This window comes from Aggregatibacter sp. HK296, assembly GCF_980469475.1.
In genome coordinates this window covers 964,919-985,257 of record NZ_OZ413142.1, presented here as the reverse complement: position 1 = coordinate 985,257, position 20,339 = coordinate 964,919, and the positions used below count along the sequence as shown (strand labels likewise).

Annotated in this window: 19 protein-coding genes; 13 read left to right on the top strand and 6 right to left on the bottom strand. The window is 41.0% G+C overall.

Annotated elements, in window-relative coordinates:
- Nucleotides 1-230 precede the first annotated feature (230 nt).
- Nucleotides 231-458 (bottom strand): hypothetical protein, encoded by a 228-nt coding sequence (locus AC30SH_RS04680; RefSeq protein ID WP_162541174.1) that lies wholly within the window; start codon nucleotides 456-458, stop codon nucleotides 231-233.
- Between the two features lie 72 nt (nucleotides 459-530).
- Between AC30SH_RS04680 and AC30SH_RS04675 the strand changes: the two genes are divergently transcribed.
- Together AC30SH_RS04675 and AC30SH_RS04670 are read left to right on the top strand one after the other, a co-directional pair.
- Entirely contained in the window at nucleotides 531-752 is a 222-nt protein-coding gene (locus tag AC30SH_RS04675; protein ID WP_048749478.1) for a hypothetical protein, read from the top strand.
- A 278-nt stretch (nucleotides 753-1,030) separates the two neighbouring features.
- The gene (locus tag AC30SH_RS04670; RefSeq protein ID WP_489582214.1) at nucleotides 1,031-2,761 is read left to right on the top strand and encodes a hypothetical protein; all 1,731 of its coding nucleotides are present in this window, start codon (nucleotides 1,031-1,033) and stop codon (nucleotides 2,759-2,761) included.
- A gap of 1,042 nt (nucleotides 2,762-3,803) precedes the next feature.
- On the opposite strand, the gene AC30SH_RS04665 is transcribed toward AC30SH_RS04670, so the two are convergent.
- Together AC30SH_RS04665 and lysM are read right to left on the bottom strand one after the other, a co-directional pair.
- Nucleotides 3,804-4,139, bottom strand: a complete 336-nt coding sequence (locus AC30SH_RS04665; protein WP_032997866.1) for a hypothetical protein — start codon at nucleotides 4,137-4,139, stop codon at nucleotides 3,804-3,806.
- A gap of 494 nt (nucleotides 4,140-4,633) precedes the next feature.
- Nucleotides 4,634-5,077: a peptidoglycan-binding protein LysM gene (gene lysM, locus AC30SH_RS04660; RefSeq protein WP_489582213.1), complete on the bottom strand. Its 444-nt coding sequence runs from the start codon at nucleotides 5,075-5,077 to the stop codon at nucleotides 4,634-4,636.
- Nucleotides 5,078-5,214: 137 nt separating this feature from the next.
- Here lysM and ypfJ point away from each other — a divergent pair, with 137 nt between their 5' ends.
- The 4 genes from ypfJ to AC30SH_RS04640 all read left to right on the top strand — a co-directional run bounded on the left by ypfJ (nucleotide 5,215) and on the right by AC30SH_RS04640 (nucleotide 7,703).
- Entirely contained in the window at nucleotides 5,215-6,042 is an 828-nt protein-coding gene (gene ypfJ / locus AC30SH_RS04655) for a KPN_02809 family neutral zinc metallopeptidase (protein WP_489582400.1), read from the top strand.
- A gap of 257 nt (nucleotides 6,043-6,299) precedes the next feature.
- Nucleotides 6,300-6,641: a stage III sporulation protein AF gene (locus AC30SH_RS04650; RefSeq protein WP_489582212.1), complete on the top strand. Its 342-nt coding sequence runs from the start codon at nucleotides 6,300-6,302 to the stop codon at nucleotides 6,639-6,641.
- 128 nt (nucleotides 6,642-6,769) lie between these two features.
- The gene (locus tag AC30SH_RS04645) at nucleotides 6,770-7,156 is read left to right on the top strand and encodes an SMI1/KNR4 family protein (RefSeq protein ID WP_489582211.1); all 387 of its coding nucleotides are present in this window, start codon (nucleotides 6,770-6,772) and stop codon (nucleotides 7,154-7,156) included.
- Complete coding sequence (locus AC30SH_RS04640) at nucleotides 7,140-7,703, top strand: RNA 2'-phosphotransferase (RefSeq protein WP_489582210.1); 564 nt, start codon at nucleotides 7,140-7,142, stop codon at nucleotides 7,701-7,703. The genes AC30SH_RS04645 and AC30SH_RS04640 overlap by 17 nt, the downstream gene beginning before the upstream one ends.
- A gap of 128 nt (nucleotides 7,704-7,831) precedes the next feature.
- On the opposite strand, the gene AC30SH_RS04635 is transcribed toward AC30SH_RS04640, so the two are convergent.
- The 3 genes from AC30SH_RS04635 to AC30SH_RS04625 are packed head-to-tail and all read right to left on the bottom strand — an operon-like array spanning nucleotide 7,832 to nucleotide 9,589.
- Nucleotides 7,832-8,506 carry a DUF799 domain-containing protein gene (locus AC30SH_RS04635; protein WP_489582209.1) on the bottom strand — a complete coding sequence of 225 codons (675 nt, stop codon included), beginning with the start codon at nucleotides 8,504-8,506 and terminating at the stop codon, nucleotides 7,832-7,834.
- Nucleotides 8,503-8,913 carry a DUF4810 domain-containing protein gene (locus AC30SH_RS04630; protein WP_489582208.1) on the bottom strand — a complete coding sequence of 137 codons (411 nt, stop codon included), beginning with the start codon at nucleotides 8,911-8,913 and terminating at the stop codon, nucleotides 8,503-8,505. The genes AC30SH_RS04635 and AC30SH_RS04630 overlap by 4 nt, the downstream gene beginning before the upstream one ends.
- Nucleotides 8,914-8,923: 10 nt before the next feature.
- Nucleotides 8,924-9,589 carry a CsgG/HfaB family protein gene (locus tag AC30SH_RS04625; RefSeq protein WP_204100878.1) on the bottom strand — a complete coding sequence of 222 codons (666 nt, stop codon included), beginning with the start codon at nucleotides 9,587-9,589 and terminating at the stop codon, nucleotides 8,924-8,926.
- Between the two features lie 200 nt (nucleotides 9,590-9,789).
- On the opposite strand from AC30SH_RS04625, the gene AC30SH_RS04620 reads away from it, so the two are divergent.
- The 7 genes from AC30SH_RS04620 to glgX all read left to right on the top strand — a co-directional run bounded on the left by AC30SH_RS04620 (nucleotide 9,790) and on the right by glgX (nucleotide 20,329).
- Complete coding sequence (locus tag AC30SH_RS04620) at nucleotides 9,790-10,494, top strand: DUF6882 domain-containing protein (RefSeq protein WP_489582207.1); 705 nt, start codon at nucleotides 9,790-9,792, stop codon at nucleotides 10,492-10,494.
- A 161-nt stretch (nucleotides 10,495-10,655) separates the two neighbouring features.
- Nucleotides 10,656-11,882, top strand: coding sequence for a cytosine permease (codB, locus tag AC30SH_RS04615; RefSeq protein ID WP_489582206.1), 1,227 nt, complete (start codon nucleotides 10,656-10,658; stop codon nucleotides 11,880-11,882).
- Nucleotides 11,883-11,891: 9 nt separating this feature from the next.
- Nucleotides 11,892-13,154, top strand: a complete 1,263-nt coding sequence (locus AC30SH_RS04610; RefSeq protein WP_311352213.1) for a cytosine deaminase — start codon at nucleotides 11,892-11,894, stop codon at nucleotides 13,152-13,154.
- 174 nt (nucleotides 13,155-13,328) lie between these two features.
- On the top strand, nucleotides 13,329-13,772 hold the full coding sequence (locus AC30SH_RS04605) for a YcgN family cysteine cluster protein (protein WP_212510720.1): 444 nt from the start codon (nucleotides 13,329-13,331) through the stop codon (nucleotides 13,770-13,772).
- Between the two features lie 242 nt (nucleotides 13,773-14,014).
- Nucleotides 14,015-16,108 carry a 4-alpha-glucanotransferase gene (gene malQ / locus AC30SH_RS04600; RefSeq protein WP_489582205.1) on the top strand — a complete coding sequence of 698 codons (2,094 nt, stop codon included), beginning with the start codon at nucleotides 14,015-14,017 and terminating at the stop codon, nucleotides 16,106-16,108.
- Between the two features lie 12 nt (nucleotides 16,109-16,120).
- Complete coding sequence (gene glgB / locus AC30SH_RS04595; protein WP_489582204.1) at nucleotides 16,121-18,310, top strand: 1,4-alpha-glucan branching protein GlgB; 2,190 nt, start codon at nucleotides 16,121-16,123, stop codon at nucleotides 18,308-18,310.
- A gap of 3 nt (nucleotides 18,311-18,313) precedes the next feature.
- Entirely contained in the window at nucleotides 18,314-20,329 is a 2,016-nt protein-coding gene (glgX, locus tag AC30SH_RS04590) for a glycogen debranching protein GlgX (protein WP_489582203.1), read from the top strand.
- The last annotated feature ends 10 nt before the right edge of the window (nucleotides 20,330-20,339 follow it).

The window sequence follows — 20,339 nt, the reverse complement described above, 5'->3', positions numbered from 1 at the left end:
AGTAGGTTATTCCAGTATTTGGTTTTTACATTTTTTGTATCCATAGTTTGCTTTATTGGGTTTTCGTTATTTTTAATTCTTATATCCTATATATTAAATTGGGGAGAAATATCTTTAAGTGAAATAAAAGACATTGTTTTATTTTCCTTTAATGTGTTTAGTAAGGGATTTCCTTTACTCTTTTTATCTATATTTATTTCAGATAATTTAAAAAGAAGATGAAAGGTGCTTTAAGAATATCCCCCATAGATGGCGCAAGCGTCCACGCTTGTGCCATAACAAGCACCAATAATAGCGCCAGCGTCCACGCTGATGCTGTTTAATAAAAACATTGCGAATTTTACCCATAAACGTTGGGAGAAACAATGTTCAAAATCCTTTGGATTTTGTGACCGCACTTTTAGTTGATAGGCACAAGCGAGGACGCTTGCGCCATCGTGGGGCTTGGGCTGATGCATACGGTAGTAGTAAAGCGGGTAATATTCTTGATGATAATGAAAAGAGTATAAAGAAATATATTGGGGGGAGTAATGAAAATTAAGCTATTGCTTCAATATCTTATATTTTGGTTAATTATATTTATTATTTGTTTTACATTTTTTACATTCACATTTAGTTTATTTGAGCTACTTTTAAAGCTTGATAATTATTCTTTTTCTGATTTTAAGAAAATGGCATCTTTTTGGCTAAATGGCTCTGCTGCAATGGCGACTTTAGTTTTGATCATTGAAGCTAAAAATAAGCGATGGTAATGTTGAGGGGAAAATATGTTTGTAAAAATATTAGGTTATTTGATATTTGAATAGCATACTTTAATAAAGTGCGGTCAATTTCCAAAGAGTTTTAAAATCTCTCAAAAATTGACCGTACTTTTGTATTTTCAATGATGCTTATTTTAAGCAAATTTTGATATCACAGTGAAGCAGCCCAAGATAAAAACCGCTTCAAAACAAAATCGCTCACTCACACTGATATTGAAAATCGCAGTGAGGTTGAAGTGAAAAGCGTGAGTGCGGGGCTTTCAACGGATATGGCACAGAATGCTAAAAATGCGATGGCTGCCGCGGCGAGTGCTTTAGGGAATAAACATGAAAGTGCTACAAGTCAAACGCAATCAGCGATAGGGTCTAATATTCAAATTGACACAGAAACACCGGAAAATTTGACCGCGCTTTCACGTGATACGAAGAACGCCAATCATAAGGTGAAAGCCTTTGATTTACAGGAAATCAAAGAACAACAAGAAGCGGCGCAAGTAGCCGGTGAGTTATTTTCAAAAATCACAGGTGATGTAGCCAAAGCATTTGAATTTGAAGACGGCAGCAAAGAGAAGATTGCGATGCATGCCCTTGCGGGCGCATTGGCAGCGAAGATGTCAGGGGGGAATGTTGCGACAGGTGCGGCAGCCGGTGCAGGTTCAGAGTGGTTGAACACGTATGTTACAGATTACTTAAACGAACACACGAAAGACCTTAAGTTAGATGCAGGACAAAAGGAGAAGCTTAAACAAGCGGCACAACAAATGACCGCGTTGGCGATAGGTGCGGCAGCGGGTGCAGTGACCGGTGGGACAAGTGAAACGATTAAACAGGGAGCGTTGACATCTTACAATGCGGAGACGTATAACAGACAGCTTCATCAAAATGAGAAAGAGCGTATTAAGTTGCTTGCAAATGGCGATGAAGAAAAAGAACGTCGTTTAGAAATTGCGGCTTGTGCGTTAGTGCATTGTTCTGCGCAGATTCCTACAGATGATCCGGATTATGCCAAATCGTATGAACAAGCGAGAGCAGTAGAACAACTTGGTAATACGGCGGAATATGCCCAAGAAAGAGCATTATTAAAACGCCAAACTGAAACATTTAGTGATCCTTTTGGTTCCGGTGTGCAGAACAAACTATTTGAATATAACGATACTTATAAAGCGCTAGATCACGCGAATAGAATCGATACGAAATATGCTGTAACAACACGCGCTGGTGGTGTTGTACAAGCAGTAGGAGGTGTTGCGGCTATGGCTGTCGGTACAGGTCTTTGTGAAACCGGTATTGGATGCGTGGCAGGCGTACCAGTTGCTGCTTATGGAGCTGATAATACTTATACCGGCGGGAGAGTGATTCTTACCGGTAAAAATCAAAATACATTAGGTGGTCAATTGCTCAGTCAAGTGACAGGATTAAGTCCGGAAACAGCAAATTTTGTCTATAGTTTACCGAGTTTATATACGGGGGCTAAGCCAATACTGGGGGCAACAGCGAGATTAGGTAATCAAGTTGTTGCAGAAGGGAATCAAATGGCATCTGCTATGGGGTATGTAGCTAGAGAGGTAGGCAAGGATGTTGCGGCTGGTTATAAGGCAATCCCGCGCCCCTATAAAGTTGCATTTGGTATTGAGGCTGGGATTAATACAGCGGCAGAAACGATCCCTTATGCTACTGGTCAAAAAGAAATCAATGGCAATAATATTCTCCAAAGTGGAGGGAAAGTCATTGCTGATTCTACATATTCAGGTTTAACTCATAAAGCTAGTGATGGATTAGGATTTGGTCTAGATGTTACAAAAGGAGTAATTGAAGGTAAATCTTTTGGTGAGGCTGTTAGAGATTCAGGTACATCGGTTTGGTTTTCTAAAAACTTTGGGTTATTTATAAAGGATGAAAATGTTAAAAGATTGATGTCTTCAAGCATGAGTAAAGTAACAGAAAATATTTATAATAATCAGGAAAAATCAGTTAAGGACTCAAAAAATGAAAGCAAGTAAGATTATTAGAATTATCATAGCTTCGATATTATCTTTCTGTTTTATATATTTTACTCTTATTCTAAGAGGAAAAATCGAACCTGATTTAAATCATTTTATTTATAATCTTATAATATGGGGAGGTTTTTTATGCTTTTCGGCTCTTTTGATTTCTTACTATTCTCCAGAAATTTATGGTGAGAATAAAAAAAATGATAGACAAAAATCGAAGCTCTCCAAGAAGAAAGCGAAGAGAAGAAAACCTTAGCATAGCGGTTTAATGATTTAAAAAGATATAGTATAAAGTGATCTGCACCCCAAAACTTAGACTCAATGATAGCGCAAGCGTCCACGCTTGCGCTGTTTAATAAAAATATTGCGAATTTTACCCATAAACGTTGGGAGAACCAATGTTCAAAATTCTTTGGATTTTGTGACCGCACTTTTAGTTGATAGGCACAAGCGAGGACGCTTGCGCCATCGTGGGGCAAATGCTCTTGAAAAAGCGTATGAGCGAATTGCAACAGGAGATAAAAATGAATAAAAGAGATCTTTTCAATATATTTAAAATGTCGATATTTACATTAGCTATAACATATTTGTTTGTATTATCAAAGTTTAACTTTGACTTTAGTAAAGTTAATATATTAAAAGTATTGGATTTTTTTCCTATAGTATTTATCTCGCTCTTATTTTGTTTTTATTTAGGAAGAATGCTGAAAGATAAATGAATTAGCTAGTAGTGTTTTGGTTACCCAGAGGGATACTTGAATAGCATAAAATTTTAAATATCTAGATATAAAGTGTGGTCCCCTCTGATGGCGCAAGCGTCCACGCTTGTGCTGTTTAATAAAAACATTGTGAATTTTACCCATAAACATTGGGAGAACCAATGTTCAAAATCCTTTGGATTTTGTGACCGCACTTTTAGTTGATAGGCACAAGCGAGGACGCTTGCGCCATCGTGGGGGGAAAACTCAAGAGTAAAAGAGCAAGATATGATTTATAAAAAAGGTCGTCTGAAATAGTTTCAGACGACCTTTTGCTCGATTTACGGCAATTATTAGCAGCGGCCAGCAGCTTTCAATAAAGCGTTACAACTCGATCCTCCTCGACTTCCTTTGCCGCCATGAACATTTGAACCGGAACATAAGGCGTCAGATGAAACTGCTCCCATGACAGTGGTTACATAGCAAGAGTATGATTTACCACCTGTTGTTGCTACGAATTTGACTGAATCGATGTCTCCATGGCGATTAGAAATTCTAATACTTTCAGCCGGAACATTTAATGCAAATGCGGCTTTATTTTTTAACGAATTGTCAGAAATGGTCTTATTACCGACTACTCCACAAGCGGACAAGGTTAATATCATTAACAAACTTAATGTGTATTTCATATGAAGTTTCCTTTGATGCTAGGTACTAGGGTTGTAATCCAAAGAACGATTCTAAGAAGAAAAAAAATAAAGTCAATATTTTTGGGAGAAAAAGGGTATGGTTGTATTTCTTTAAGTGATGACTGTAATAATGCAATAGAATTCTTAAATTTTTGCTCAAAAGATGATAAGTTTGAGGTGGTTTTTTCTGAGAATATTAATCACTTGGCAGCTTCGAAAACTATGCCCAAAGAATGTTAAGTTCGACTAAAGATACCAGCGCTGTTTGATACTTAAGATGCATACAGTTTGAATTGGGATATAAAGTGCGGTCAATTTTCAAAGAGTTTTAAAACCTCTCAAAAATTGACCGCTCTTTTTAACAGATACGTATGCCCCCAGATTGCGCGCGTTTTCTAACGCGCGCTTATATCTAACATTGACTTATCCACGTGCAGATGACGTTTAATTTAGACGTGAATTGCGGTCGTTTATCGAAACGTTTTTAAATAACACTATAGGCTTTTCGGTAAACGAATTTTTTGGCCTGGGAAGATTTTATCTGCGTCTTTAATCACTTCTTTATTTGCCGCCACGATTGCCGTGTATTTACTCCGATTGCCATAATGTTTTTCAGCAATTTTCGAAAGGGTATCGCCTTTTTGGATGACATAAAATTCATCATCGCCGGCAAGGGTTTCTCCGTTTTTTACTGTTACGTCATCAATATTGACATTGCTGATGCCGATGATGTTACCCGCCATTAATACCGCTTTTTCTAAAGCGCCGGCAGAGCTGGCGACGCCCGAAATTTTTGCCACGCCGTTTTCGACTTTCACCGCTACATCCGCAACGCCCGGGTTGTCTTCGTTAATGTGGTTGGTTACTGCAGCGGAAGCCTCTTCTTCTTTGCTAAAAATTTTTTTGCCAATATCGCCGACAAAATCAAATAATCCCATTTTCATCTCCTTATTGATTCATTAAGGGGACCACAACATACCCAATTCAGCCATATAAGTCTAGGAATAAAATGTTAGGCGGGAAAAAGGGTTCTAGATTAGAATACCGCGAATTTAACTTAAAGATAGGACAGCTTATGCGTTGGCAAGGTCGTAGAGAAAGTTCAAATGTGGAGGATAGACGTTCCTCGGGCGGTGGTTTCGGTGGCGGAAAACCGACCGGTATTTTGGGGCTGATCATTATTTTGGTCGGCGCTTATTATGGCGTGGATTTATCAGGCTTGGTTGGTGAGATGGAGGTGGGCACTACGCAAAGTTCACCTTTGCAATCACAGCAAGAAGACCAATTATTTAAACTCTCTAAAGTGGTGCTAGGCGACACCGAGGAAGTGTGGTCCACATACTTTTCCAAAAATAACCGACAATATTTAGAACCTCGCATGGTTATCTACAACGGCGTAACCCCAACGGCGTGCGGCACGGGGCAATCTGCCATGGGGCCATTTTATTGTCCAAATGATCAACGGGTCTATTTGGATTTATCGTTTTACAACGACATGAAAAATAAACTGGGTGCAGCCGGCGAATCTGCGTTTGCTTATGTGATTGCCCATGAAGTGGGGCATCATGTACAGAATTTATTCGGCACGTTGACACAAGTGCATCGTCTGCAAAGTCGTTCATCCCGTGCAGAAGCAAATCAACTTTCCGTGAAATTGGAACTTCAGGCGGATTGCTATGCCGGCGTGTGGGCATCACAAGCGGTAAAAAGCGGTTTATTTGAAAGCGGCGATATTGAAAAAGCGTTTAATGCGGCGGAATCGGTAGGCGATGACCGTTTGCAAAAACGCAGTCAAGGTTATGTGGTTCCCGATAGTTTCACCCATGGTACGTCAGCCCAGCGTTTGCAATGGTTTAAAGTGGGCCTAACCAGCGGCAATCCGGCACAATGTAATCCCTTTTAGCGGTTGGCAGAAACAAAAAGTGCGGTGGTTTTTTGAAGCGTTTTTCAATGCAGAAAAACAGGTTGAAAACTGATCGCACTTATTCATCAAAAGGCTGATGTTGACGGTGTGTCGAAATCAGCCTTTGATTTGCTTTTATCTAACTAAAAATAGACAAAATGAAGTTGTTAATGAAAATAGTATAAATCTGAATTAAACGAAATTAATGTTTTAGGCACGCGTTGGGAAACGCGCGCCATCGTGGGGGAAAATAAGAGATGATATTGGAATCTAAAAAAACAGATTTTGAATTCAAAGTTGGTGAGGTGTATTTTGGTTTTGGATTGTTTATTAATTTATATTTAAATAAAATTTATGTATTAATAAGGAGACCATCAGACTTAACTCCTGTTTTAGAGGAGTTGTCTCAATTTAATATAATAAATTCAAATGATATTTTAAATTGGGATAAAAGAATTGAAAGTAATGGATTGTATATAAACATTCAACCAATGGAATTAAATGATTTTGATTGGGATCTTTATCATAGCGGAGATGAAGAAATTAATAATATTTTTGAGGAAATATATAAAAATATTAAAGATAAGTATGGTGAATGATAATTTTTATAAAATATTAATAAATTAAATTCTATAACTTTATTTTATAGGGTTGACAAGAACTGGTCAACCAAGTTTTCTCATGGTTCCTTGTATGATCCAAAAGTCATAAAATAAAGGAGGTGATTATGCAAACTAAATTTAATTTATATCCTAAAGAACAATTACCTGAAAACTTTAAGTTTCCTCAGTCTTATATTGATTTATCCAGTAATATGGAAAAGATAAATGAATTGGAATATTTTCCTTGGTGGTTTGAAGATCCTGATTATGAGAATTCAGAGATAGAGGACAGTGTTTATCTTTATAGTAAAGCAATAGAAAAACTAACAGGTGTGGCTGATTTAATATCATTTGCTAGAGATGGCGATTGGGCAGCTTGTTTCAAATTGACGGATTATTCTGGAAACCCGAGAGTTTATGTTCACGATCTTGGTAATGAAGCCAATAAATATGAATGTAAGGATTTTGATGAGTGGTTAGCAGAAGAAATCAAAAATGCAAAAGAGTATTAAAATGGACTATTTAAATTTAAGTAAAGAAGTTTCCTATGCGCTTCGTCATGCGCCATGGGAATATGAATTAGAACTGGATTCTGAAGGTTGGGTTTCTGTCGAACAATTAATTTCATCATTTAGAAATAGTGATGAAAAATGGAATACGTTAACCGAAGACGATTTAGTTAAAATGATCAACCTATCGGAAAAGAAAAGACATGAGATTAAAAATGGAAAAATAAGAGCTTTCTATGGTCATTCAATTCCAATGAAAATTTCTAAAGAAATTGGTTATCCACCAAAGTATTTATACCATGGGACAAGTATAAATTATTTATATGATATTAAATCAAATGGATTGAAGCCGATGTCTCGTCAATATGTACATTTATCTGAGGATGTTGAGACAGCAAAATTGGTCGGGGATAGAAAAAAAGGAGAGACAATTCTTCTGATAATTGATACAGAATTAGCTCAATCTAAAGGCATTAAGTTTTATATAGGTAATGAAAAAGTATGGTTATCAGATGGTATTCCAGCTGAATTTATTAAAGATAACTTCTAAATGAAACCAATAAAGTGCGGTTAATTTTAAAAGAGTTTTAAAACCTCTCAAAAACCGACCGCACTTATTCATTAAAAAAGGCTGATATTGACAGTGTCGATATCAGCCTTTGGTTTATGGAAAGGGGATTATTGAGGCATCTTTAATTGCGGGTCTTGTCCATAGGATGGATGTCTTGGGCCGTAAAGCAAACAGCCATTACAAGAACGACCTAACATGTTTCCGGTTGCCCATCCTGCCACTTTATATCCTTTATCAGACACGTTATTGGCAATCTGTTTAACGACTGCGGTCACCAGCATAGCAAGCGCGCCGCCGTTGTTATTGCTTTCAGCATCGTCCGCATAGCCTTTGCCTTCCCACAAGGTTTTACCATTGCGTAAGTCAACGAGTTTGCCACTCACTTTTACTCTGGTCACGCTGTCGAACACTTGGTAATTCACACCGTAGTCGTCCACATTAATGTAGAGCACGGCATCGGCACCAAAAATCTCGCGTAATTTTTGTGGGTTGACGTTATGAATTTCTTGCGCTTGTGTTAACCCGTTATTTTTAAAGGTTTGATAAACAAGAGCCGGTGGAAAAACATAGTAACCATTTTCAGCCAATGGTGAGATGGCTTGAGCCAACACAGCTGGGGAGCCTTTTACATCATTGGTCGTATCGGTTGGAAGCAACACTAAGATAGACTGCGGTTTGCTCTCTAAATAGTTGGTATAGTCATACGGCGTTGGCTTCATTGCAGAACAGGCAGAAAGCAAAAATGCGCAAGCCATGGCTAAATAGAGTGAAATTTTTCTCATTTTTTCTCTCCTTTTTTCGCTTTTTTATTTGTGCGATTTTCTTGGGCTGCCTCTACTTTTTTTCCTTTATTTAACAAGAAATTGATGTACTGCGTCGATTCAGGAAACAGGCTCATTTCTTTTTGATAATATTCAGCCATTTTTCCCAGATTACCTAATTGTCCATATAAAAGACCAATTTGTGCGTATAAACCGGGTGGCACTTTGTTGCCGCCATCCAGTTGAGCCAGTTCTTCTAATTTTTGCAGTTGTTCTTGCGGATCACCTTCTTGTATTAGGTGTTGATAAACAGAAGAAGGGTAAACATCACCATTCCAAGTGTAGAGCGAGTGTTGTTTGTGCCCTGATGAACATGCCGTCAATACAGCGACGGCAGACAAACACGCGAGAAGTGTTAATTTCTTCATCATCTAACCCTTAATTAGCCGGTTTCCATTGACCTGCTTCAACACCTGAAACAAGGTTGTTTACCGCTTCACGAATGGCTAAATCTAACACTTTGCCATTGAGTGTTGAGTCGTATCCTGAAGTACCGCCAAAGCCTAATACTTCACGGTTAGAAAGATTGTATTCACCGGCACCTTGCACGGAATAAACCACTTCAGATGTTTGCGTGTTAACAATGTTTAAGGTGACTTTCGCGTAAGCCACTTGTTGTTTTCCGCGACCTAAAATGCCAAATAATTGTTGGTCGCCAACGGTTTTACGGCCAAATTCCGTGACATCGCCGGTAACCACATAATTTGCGCCTTTTAAGGTTTGTTTTTTACCTTTGATTTTCGCTTCTGCAGCAGTTTCAGACATATTGGTGCGATCTAACACACTAAAACGGCCTGATTGTTGTAAATGAGAAACTAAAATCGTTTTTGCTTGATTTCCTAATTGATCGCCATCGGAGAATACGCCATTTTGATAGCTTGAACGGTTGTCAAATTTACCGACAGAAATCGGCGCTTTTACGCCATGATAAGCCGTGTTGTAGGTGGTGACTTTTTGTACTTCTACGGTACGGGAGCCTTCAGTTGCACAGCCTGCTAATGCTAAAATACTTGCTGATAATAAAACCGGATAGAATTTTTTCATCATAGAATCCTTATATTTTCATGAATAAAAAGTGTCCTGAATATCAAAGACGCTGCATTTTAAAGAATTTATTGTTCCTTCGCTATCGAATTTTCTGCGGAATTTATGCTAGTTAATCATCTTTTAGCGGTTTTTTTATCAGATCTAAAAAACAATTTAAAAACGCACCGCACTTTATTAAACCAATCAGGAGAAACCTTGTGTTATTTAAAAAAATATTCGGCATGATTCAATTTAGCGGCTATAAAAGTTTTTCCGGCTTATACGATCGCTATGCCATTATTGGGTTTGAAAAGCAGCTTGATTTCGCCGAACGAGTAGAGAATTTAGATTGGAACGTGGATTTGAAAGCCGGGAAAATCACCTTCGGCGAGCAATATACTTATCCGGTTCAGGTGTTGGGCTCTTTTTCTTTTGAGAGTCAAACTTGGCTTTGGAGTTGGGCAAACCAAGCCGCCAATATTCCGGCGAAGTTGTTGGAACAAGCGAAAGAATTTCGTGCTTACGGCAAAAAATACAAAATTGATGAACTCACAAAACCCAATCGAGAACTTGCCTTAAATGACGTTCATAGTTTTGGTTTGGTCGCGTTAGGCATGTTTGAGTCTGACGGCTATTACGTAGGCAATTTTGGTGCGGGTGCATTGTTGGTGACAGTGAAAGATCGCAATTTACGCAAGACATTCTCTTTGGAAGAAGAACATTTGAGAATCTTGTCAGTTTATCCACAATTCATTTCTTTATTTGAAATTAAAGCCCAGAAAAAAGTGCTACAAAATTATGTGACGGCAAAGGAATATCGCATTATCGAAAATACGGAAACCCATTTAATCGCCCGTCGTGGTGAAAAAGAAATTGTCGGCATTTTTGATGAAGAAGGGCGTTTGTCGCAGCTGAAAGGGTAGTGTGAGAGGAAGTGCGGTCAACATTGACGATGTTTTTTAATTGAAAAAACACGCTGGATGTTGACCGCACTTTTATTTTTTCTTCACAAAGCAAACGTTTGCTTTTGGCTTGGCTAAGGATTAGAATTTGCCGATTTTTTTTACTTTGAAAGGATACAAAAATGAGTTCTGAAAATTTTAGTTTGAAGCCCGTTCCACAACATGAACGTAAAGGTGCTGTGGCACTGACGTTTGTTATGCTGGGATTAACGTTTTTCTCTGCAAGTATGTGGACGGGCGGCACGCTGGGCACATCACTCACTTACCATGATTTCTGGTTAGCCGTGATCATCGGTAACTTAATGTTAGGGATTTACACGTCATTTCTTGGCTACATTGGTGCAAAAACCGGCTTAACGACCCATGTTTTGGCTCGTTATTCCTTCGGTGTGAAAGGCTCTTGGTTGCCATCTTTAATTTTAGGCGGTACCCAAGTGGGCTGGTTTGGTGTTGGGGTGGCAATGTTTGCGATTCCGGTCAACAAAGTTACCGGCATTGATGTGAACTATTTAATTTTCGGATCCGGTTTATTAATGACCATTACGGTTTTCTTTGGTATCTCCGCGCTGACCATTCTTTCCACCATTGCGGTGCCGGCAATTGCGGTGCTTGGTTCTTATTCGGTGTATTTGGCGGTAACGGATGCCGGTGGCTTATCTGTGTTAGAAAATATCATGCCGAAAGACGACATTTCTTTACCAATGGCAATTACCTTGGTTGTGGGCTCTTTCATCAGTGCCGGTTCATTAACGGCAGACTTCGTGCGTTTCGGACGCAAAGCCAAACAAGCGATTTTAATCAGTATGATTGCGTTCTTCTTGGGCAACTCATTAATGTTCGTCTTTGGCGCCGCCGGGGCAGCGGTAACCGGGATGTCCGATATTTCTGATGTGATGGTTGCCCAAGGATTAATTCTGCCGGCGATTATTGTACTTGGTTTAAACATTTGGACGACTAACGATAATGCGCTTTATGCCTCCGGTTTGGGTTTCGCTAACATTACCGGCTGGAGTAGCCGTCCATTATCAGTATTAAACGGTGTGATCGGTACGCTTTGCGCCTTGTGGTTATACAACAACTTTGTGGGCTGGTTAACGTTTTTATCTGCCGCCATCCCACCGATTGGGGGCGTTATCATTGCCGACTATATTTTGCGTAATAAAGCCTATGCCAATTTTGAACAAGCAAAATTTGTCACCATCAACTGGACGGCAATTATCTCTGTGGCAATCGGGATTGCTTGCGGTAAATTCTTGCCGGGTATTATTCCGTTAAATGCCGTTATTGGCGGCGCTGCGGCTTATTTTGTGTTAACGTCGTTATTCGGTAAAAAATTGGCGTTTAAATAGGTGCGATAAATGTTAGTTAAAAATATTCATATTAACGGTCGTGAAGGCTTATGGCAGATTGTCATTGAAGACGGCAAGATTGCCCGCATTCTGCCTAACGAAGAACAGATTGATTTTTCCGGAGACATTTTAGACGGCGAACAGGGCATTGTGTATCCGCCGTTTGTTGAACCGCACATTCATTTGGATGCGACACAAACCGCAGGACAACCGAACTGGAACCAATCCGGTACCTTATTTGAAGGGATTGAACGTTGGGCTGAGCGAAAATCTTTATTGAGCCATGAGGATGTGAAATCCCGCGCGTGGAAAACCTTAAAATGGCAAATCGCAAATGGCGTGCAACATGTGCGTACCCACGTGGATGTGTCTGACCCAACGTTAACTGCACTCAAAGCCATGCTCGAAGTGAAAAAAGAAGTGGCTCCTTGGGTGGATCTTCAAATTGTGGCATTTCCACAAGAGGGGATTTTGTCTTATCCGAACGGTGAAGCGTTGTTAGATCAAGCGATGGCAATGGGCGCAGATGTGGTGGGGGGCATTCCGCACTTTGAATTCACCCGTGAATACGGTGTGGAATCTATGCACATTGCCTTCAATATTGCGCGCAAATACAACAAACAAATCGATATTCACTGTGATGAAATTGATGATGAACAATCCCGTTTTGTGGAAACGGTTGCCGCATTGGCATTGAAATATGAAATGGGCGACAAAGTGACGGCGAGCCATACCACTGCAATGCATTCGTACAATAATGCCTATGCCTCTCGTCTTTTCCGTTTGTTGAAATTATCCAAAATTCATTTTGTGGCTAATCCGCTCGTCAACATTCATTTGCAAGGTCGATTCGATACTTATCCAAAACGCCGTGGTGTGACGCGCGTGAAAGAAATGCTGAAAAACAAGATCAACGTGTGTTTTGGCCATGATGACGTATTTGACCCTTGGTATCCGTTGGGAACCGCAAATATGTTGCAGGTGTTACACATGGGGTTACACGTTTGCCAACTCATGGGCTACGGACAAATTAACGACGGCTTAAAATTAGTGACTGAAAACAGTGCAAAAGCGCTAGGGTTACAAGGTTATGGCGTGGAAGAAGGGAATGCCGCTAACTTTATTATTTTACCGGCAGAGAATGGCTTTGATGCAGTACGTCGTCAAGTGCCGACACGTTATTCTATTCGACACGGCAAGGTCATTGCAGAAACCAAATTAGCTGAAACGACCATTCATTTAAACGATAACGAACGCGTCACTTATCGTTAATCTGTCTTTTTTAAGGATAAGTGCGGTCAATATCCGATGTGTTTTTTCTGCTGAAAAACATCGTCAATATTGACCGCTCTTTTTTGTTTTTCTAAACCTCTCTTTCAGTATTTGTCACAGGCGGCGTTCCTCACTATAATTTCCGCTTTTAAAACCAAACCGGTAAATAATCCTATGCAATTAGAACCTGATTTCTGGCGCCACAAAAACCTGCTTGATATGAATGATGCCGAATGGGAGGCATTATGTGATGGTTGCGGTAAGTGTTGTTATCGTAAATATATTGATGGCGAGGGCAAATATGAGCGTTTGTATTACACCCGTATCGCGTGCAATTTATTGGATTTAGAAACAGGAAAGTGCGGTAATTATTTGAAACGTTTTGAGTTGGAAGAGGATTGCACCAAACTGACCAAAGACAATTTACCTGAATTTGGTTGGCTGCCAGCGACTTGCGCCTATCGTTTACTTTATGAAGGCAAACCGTTGCCGTCATGGCACCCGTTAATTAGCGGTGATCCTGAAAGTGTTAAACGTGCAGGCGTGTTAATCCAAAACGGCATTCATGAATGTGATGTCATTGATTGGTTTGAGTTTGTTGTGGATGAAGAACAATAGATTTCAGCGTTGGAATAGTTATCACATCAATAAGAAATGATTTCCTTAAAAAAGCCCAGGTTAAGTGGGCTTTTTTTATTTGCTAAAAACTCAGCTAAAATTACTGCTTAATGCTTGTAAATACTGAAAGATTTATTTTGATGGAGATCACTAATTTGGATTAAAAACGTTGTTTTTACCTGCCCCTTCACTACAATACTTATAAATCGTTATTTTTGTGTTGTATTGAGTTGTAGGTTCATATGCAAGTTTCTGATTCTCTTAAACGATTTGCTGAAGATGTTGGCATTTCGCTTTCTCATTATGATATCGATGGGCATTTGATTTATGCACCTCCGGAAACGTTGCGTTATTTCACCGCACTTTTGCAACCGCCGAGTAAACGGGAAAAAGGGGCGTTTGATGATGTGATTACCGCCTTTGAAAACGAGCCGATTCATTATGATTTAGCGCGTTTATCCCTTTCCGAGCCTGTTTCCCTAAATATTCAACTTCTTGATGAACAAGGTAAAAAATGTGTTGAACAAACCTGTTCTTCAAGCCAATTGCTTTTATTGCCTTCATTACCATTTGGTTACTACCAATTAAATCTTTCCACGGCTAATCAAAAATATGTGATTCGTGTTTTGGTAGCGCCGCGTACCGCCTATCAACCGCCGGTGTTGCAAACGAAAAAAGCCTGGGGGATAAATGTTCAGTTATATAGTTTACGTTCTCAAACCAACTGGGGTATCGGTGACTTCGGTGATTTAGCTTATTTAATCGAGCAGGGCGCAAAACAGGGCGCGGATTTTATTGGTATTAATCCGTTACATTTGATGTATCCCGCCGTGCCGGAATGGGCAAGCCCTTATAGTTCGTCCTCCCGCCGTTGGTTAAATTTTATTTATTTGGATGTTGCAGCTTTGCCGGAATTTAAATTATCCCGTTCCGTACAAACGTGGTTTCATTCTGCACCCGTGCAAGAACAAATAACCTCCTTGCGTGAAGCCAAAACCGTGGCTTACGGCGAAATAATGCAGCTAAAACTGACCGCACTTGAACAACTATTCGATTTCTTTAAACGTAGCAAATCTGCACAAATCATCGCCCGTCGCCAAGATTTTGATGCCTTCAAAAAAGCACAAGGTGAAGCTTTGTTATTGCAAGGGCTCTTTAATGTGTTAGATGGCATTGAGCATAAACACCAACAGGCGGAAGAAAATACCATTGGTTGGTTGGGCTGGCGTAAAGTGTGGCAAACGCTCTCGGCGCGTGAACGCAACGCCTTGTTAAAAGAACATGAAGCGCAAGTGGAATTCTTCGCGTGGTTACAATGGGCGACATCACAACAATTAAGTGAGCTACAAGCGTTATGCCGTCAAGTGGGAATGCAGCTTGGCATTTATGGCGATTTGGCTGTAAACAGCTCTCGCGGAAGTGCCGATGTGTGGTCAGACCCTGAACTTTATTGTGTGAACGCGTCTGTCGGTGCGCCGCCTGATCCGTTGGGCCCGGTCGGACAGAATTGGAATTTGCCGCCATATAATCCAAGTGTGTTAAAGGCGCGTGGTTTCCAACCGTTTATTGAGATGTTGCGTGCCAATATGCAGAATTTTGGCGTGTTGCGTATCGATCATGTGATGGGCTTGTTCCGTTTGTGGCTGATTCCTGAAAATAAAACAGCGGCAGATGGCGCTTATGTGCATTATCCGTTTGATGAACTGATGGCGATTCTTGCTATTGAAAGCCAACACAACCAGTGTTTAGTGATTGGTGAGGATTTAGGCACTGTGCCTGATGAAGTGCGGTTGAAATTAAACGAGTTTCGTATTTTCTCGTATTTTGTGTTGTATTTTGCACAACGTAACAAAATGTATCCGCTCAAACAGGATTTCCCACCACATGCCTTTGCCACTATCGGCACCCATGATGTGCCTTCTTTACAAAGTTTCTGGCATTGCCTTGATTTGGCGTTGTTCGGTCAGCTCGGGATTTTAGAGGGCGACGTGTTAAAAGAAAAGTACGATCAACGCGTCGTAGATAAACAAGCCTTATTAGACAGCTTGCACCGCGACGGTTATTTACCGCCCGATTATTGGGGCGATGCTTTAAGCATGGCAATGCACGACAATTTGAATCGTCAAATTCACCGTTATTTGGCAGAAAGTGCAAGCCAGTTGGTGGGTGTGCAATTAGAAAATTTATTGAGCCAAGAAGTGTCATTCAATTTGCCGGGCACTTCAACGGAATACCCAAATTGGCGAAAAAAATTAAGCCAATCTTTAGAACTTATTTTTGATGATGCGCAAATGACCGCATTTTTCTCTTTAATTAATCAAGCCCGCAAAGCTTAGCGAGGATTTATTATGACTCAACTAGTAGCGCAATCCGTGATTAATCAATTTTTTGATGGAACACATTCTGATCCTTTTTCCGTATTGGGTATGCACGAAACCGATAACGGCATTGAAATTCGTGCTTTATTGCCGGATGCCAGCCGTGTCAGCGTCATTGATAAAGAAAATCAAGACACCGTCTGTGAATTGGATTGTTTAGATGACAGAGGCTTTTTTGCCGGTGTTGTGCCGAACACCCGTGATTTCTTTGCCTATCAATTACAAGTGTATTGGGGCAAAGAATCGCAAATCCTTGAAGACCCTTATCGTTATCATCCTATGATTAATGATTTGGATGAATGGCTTTTAGCTGAAGGCTCATTCTTGCGTCCGTATGAAGTGTTAGGTGCGCATTTTATCGAATGTGATGGTGTTTCCGGTGTGAACTTCCGTTTGTGGGCACCGAACGCGAAACGGGTGTCTGTAGTGGGGGATTTCAACTATTGGGACGGACGTCGCCATCCGATGCGCTTACATCCGGCAAGCGGCGTATGGGAATTATTCCTACCGAAAGTGTCGTTAGGGCAGTTGTATAAATTTGAATTAATTGATTGCCACGGCAATTTACGCTTAAAAGCTGACCCTTATGCCTTCAGTTCGCAGTTACGTCCTGATACAGCGTCACAAATTAGTGCGTTGCCGGATATCGTGCCAATGACAGAAGCCCGCCGCAAAGCCAATCAATGGGATCAACCGATTTCCATTTATGAAGTGCACCTAGGCTCTTGGCGCCGTAATTTAGAAAATAATTTCTGGCTAGATTACGACCAAATCGGCGATGAATTGATTCCTTATGTAAAAGAAATGGGCTTTACACACATTGAGTTTTTGCCGCTTTCCGAATTCCCGTTTGACGGTTCTTGGGGCTACCAACCGCTAGGGCTGTATTCTCCAACTAGCCGTTTTGGTACGCCGGAAGGGTTTAAACGTTTAGTGGAACACGCCCATGAAGCCGGCATTAACGTAATTTTGGACTGGGTGCCGGGGCATTTCCCAAGCGATACCCATGGTTTAGTCGCCTTTGACGGCACGGCATTATATGAACACGCTGATCCGCGCGAAGGATTCCATCAAGACTGGAACACGCTCATTTACAACTATGGTCGCAACGAAGTGAAAAACTTCTTATCCAGTAATGCCTTATATTGGATTGAACGTTTCGGGATTGACGGTATTCGTGTCGATGCGGTGGCATCCATGATTTATCGTGATTACAGCCGTGCCGAGGGAGAATGGATTCCGAACCAATACGGCGGACGGGAAAATTTAGAAGCCATTGAATTCTTAAAACACACCAACTGGAAAATTCATAGTGAAGTGCAAGGGGCGGTTTCCATTGCGGAAGAATCGACCTCTTTTGCCGGTGTAACACATCCAACCGAAAAGGGGGGCTTGGGCTTTAATTTCAAATGGAATATGGGCTGGATGAATGACACCCTTTCTTACATGGAAAAAGATCCGGTCTATCGCCAATATCACCACAATCAAATGACTTTCGGCATGGTGTATCAATACAGCGAAAACTTTGTATTACCACTTTCTCATGACGAAGTGGTGCATGGCAAATGTTCCCTAATCGGTAAAATGCCGGGGGATGCGTGGCAAAAATTCGCGAACTTACGTGCTTATTACGGTTATATGTGGGGCTATCCGGGTAAAAAATTATTGTTCATGGGAAATGAATTCGCACAAGGCCGCGAATGGAATTACCGCGAAAGTCTTGATTGGTTCTTATTAGATGAATCCATCGGCGGAAGATGGCACATCGGTATGCAACAGTTGGTGAAAGACCTCAATAAAATTTACCGTGAAAATGCACCGCTCTTTGAACTGGATTCGGATCCGCAAGGCTTCGATTGGTTGGTGGTGGATGATGCGCAAAACTCCGTATTTGCCTTTGAACGACGTAGCAGCAAAGGCGAGCGCATTATTGTGATCAGTAACTTTACGCCGGTGCCACGCCATGATTATCGTATGGGCGTGAATGTTGCCGGTCAATATCACGAAATTTTAAATACGGATTCATCCTTTTACGAAGGCTCAAATCTTGGCAATTGCGGTGCAGTGGAAAGTGAGGCAATCTCAAGCCACGGACGAGATAATTCCATTTCTGTTTCTATTCCGCCATTGGCAACCCTCTATTTGAAATATCAAGGATAAGGCATGGTTGCAGTAAAAAATCAGGGCAAGGCTTATCCTTTCGGTTATAGCCAATATGAAGAAAACGGTGAGCAAATCACTCACTTTGCGCTGTATTCTTCTGTGGCGGATGCCGTGGAGTTGTGCTTGTTTGAGAACGGTAAGAAAGAACAGCGTTTTGCCATGCATTGTAGCGAAAATGTTTGGCATATTGCGCTTTCCGGTGTGGCTAACGGTATGCAATACGGTTTTAGAATCACCGCCGAAAATGACCGCACTTTGGCCAATCCAAACAAGCTCATGCTTGATCCTTATGCTAAAGCCGTGGTGGGTAAACCGGATTTAAGTTCGGCAGAAGTGCGGTCGATTTTTCAGTTAAATGATCCACGAGATAACGCTGAATTTGCGCCGAAAGGTCAAATCATTGAGACGGCATTTGACTGGCAACACGATAAAGCCCCGAAAACACCTTGGGCAGAGACAGTAATTTATGAGCTCAGCGTAAAAGGCTTTAGCCAATTACGTGCTGAACTACCGGAAACAGTACGCGGAACCTATGCCGGTTTAGCTTACACGCAAAGTGTGGCGTATTTAAAAGAATTAGGTGTCACGGCAGTGGAATTGTTGCCGATTAATTACCACGTAAACGAACCGCACTTGCAAGAAAAAGGATTACAAAATTATTGGGGATATAACCCGTTGGCGATGTTTGCCGTAGAGCCCAAATATTGCTCTGAAGCGAACCGCGAAAACCCGTTGTATGAATTCAAAAGCATGGTGAAAGCGTTACATGAAGCGGGGATTGAAGTAATTTTAGATGTGGTGTTTAACCACACAGCAGAATCGGAAAAATCATTTCCAACGTTCAGCCAACGTGGCATTGATGATCGGACGTATTATTGGCAAAACGAACAAGGCGAATATATTAACTGGACGGGGTGCGGCAATATGCTGAACCTCGCCAATGACATCACCCGCAAATGGGTGGTGGATTGCCTTCGTTATTGGGTGGAAGAATGCCATGTAGATGGTTTCCGTTTTGATTTAGGCACGGTATTAGGGCGTGAGTCACCGGATTTCAATCCACACGCCAAACTGTTTGATGACATCGCTCGAGAGCCGAGTTTACAACAGGTAAAATTCATCAGCGAACCTTGGGATATTGGCCATTACGGTTATCAATTAGGGCGTTTTCCCCATTATTTTGCTGAATGGAACGACCGCTTCCGTGATGATATGTGTCGTTTTTGGTTATGGAAAAGTGGGGAAGTGGGCGCATTTGCCGAACGTTTTGCCGGCTCAAGTGATCTGTTCAAGCGAGAAACGCGTTTGCCACACACCACCCTGAATTTTATTACCGCTCACGATGGTTTTACGTTACGCGATTTAGTCAGTTATAACCATAAGCATAACGAGGCGAACGGCGAAGATAATCACGATGGTCGCAATGAAAATTACAGTTACAACCATGGCATTGAGGGCAGTCAATTAGACCTCAATGACGAGCACCAAAGTGCGGTGGAAAATCAGCGTGTTTTAGCGCAAAGCGGATTATTGGCAAGTTTGTTATTGGGCAACGGCACACCGATGTTGCTTGCCGGTGATGAATTCGGCAACACACAATTCGGTAACAATAACGCTTATTGTCAGGATAATGAAATCACGTGGCTGAAATGGCAGGATTTCAATCAGGAATTATTTGACTTGACCAAGCAACTGATTGCAACACGAAAACAAATTCAAAGTTTGCAACGGGATGTTTGGTGGTCAGATGAAAATGTCACTTGGCTCAACATTGAGGGGGAATCAATGCGAACCGAGGATTGGCATAATCGGGAAAGCAAAGCGCTGCAAGTGGTATTAGATCAGCAATGGCTTTTCTTAATCAATGCGAAAGCAGAACCCCAGTCTTTTATGTTGCCCGTCGCGTTTGATGGACACTGGAAGGCCGTGGCAGGTACAACAAACTTAACGGAGCAACAACGGCAAGTTGATGTAGGTGGTATGGCGTTTTGTGTGTTGAAAAAAATGGATACTTAAAACAATATAA

Bases quoted from the DNA above. Each gene is read 5' to 3' on its own strand.
- AC30SH_RS04680 (WP_162541174.1), bottom strand. From the start codon at position 458: ATGCATCAGCCCAAGCCCCACGATGGCGCAAGCGTCCTCGCTTGTGCC.
- AC30SH_RS04675 (WP_048749478.1), top strand. From the start codon at position 531: ATGAAAATTAAGCTATTGCTTCAATATCTTATATTTTGGTTAATTATA.
- AC30SH_RS04670 (WP_489582214.1), top strand. From the start codon at position 1,031: ATGGCACAGAATGCTAAAAATGCGATGGCTGCCGCGGCGAGTGCTTTA.
- AC30SH_RS04665 (WP_032997866.1), bottom strand. From the start codon at position 4,139: ATGAAATACACATTAAGTTTGTTAATGATATTAACCTTGTCCGCTTGT.
- lysM (WP_489582213.1), bottom strand. From the start codon at position 5,077: ATGGGATTATTTGATTTTGTCGGCGATATTGGCAAAAAAATTTTTAGC.
- ypfJ (WP_489582400.1), top strand. From the start codon at position 5,215: ATGCGTTGGCAAGGTCGTAGAGAAAGTTCAAATGTGGAGGATAGACGT.
- AC30SH_RS04650 (WP_489582212.1), top strand. From the start codon at position 6,300: ATGATATTGGAATCTAAAAAAACAGATTTTGAATTCAAAGTTGGTGAG.
- AC30SH_RS04645 (WP_489582211.1), top strand. From the start codon at position 6,770: ATGCAAACTAAATTTAATTTATATCCTAAAGAACAATTACCTGAAAAC.
- AC30SH_RS04640 (WP_489582210.1), top strand. From the start codon at position 7,140: ATGCAAAAGAGTATTAAAATGGACTATTTAAATTTAAGTAAAGAAGTT.
- AC30SH_RS04635 (WP_489582209.1), bottom strand. From the start codon at position 8,506: ATGAGAAAAATTTCACTCTATTTAGCCATGGCTTGCGCATTTTTGCTT.
- AC30SH_RS04630 (WP_489582208.1), bottom strand. From the start codon at position 8,913: ATGAAGAAATTAACACTTCTCGCGTGTTTGTCTGCCGTCGCTGTATTG.
- AC30SH_RS04625 (WP_204100878.1), bottom strand. From the start codon at position 9,589: ATGAAAAAATTCTATCCGGTTTTATTATCAGCAAGTATTTTAGCATTA.
- codB (WP_489582206.1), top strand. From the start codon at position 10,656: ATGAGTTCTGAAAATTTTAGTTTGAAGCCCGTTCCACAACATGAACGT.
- AC30SH_RS04610 (WP_311352213.1), top strand. From the start codon at position 11,892: ATGTTAGTTAAAAATATTCATATTAACGGTCGTGAAGGCTTATGGCAG.
- AC30SH_RS04605 (WP_212510720.1), top strand. From the start codon at position 13,329: ATGCAATTAGAACCTGATTTCTGGCGCCACAAAAACCTGCTTGATATG.
- malQ (WP_489582205.1), top strand. From the start codon at position 14,015: ATGCAAGTTTCTGATTCTCTTAAACGATTTGCTGAAGATGTTGGCATT.
- glgB (WP_489582204.1), top strand. From the start codon at position 16,121: ATGACTCAACTAGTAGCGCAATCCGTGATTAATCAATTTTTTGATGGA.
- glgX (WP_489582203.1), top strand. From the start codon at position 18,314: ATGGTTGCAGTAAAAAATCAGGGCAAGGCTTATCCTTTCGGTTATAGC.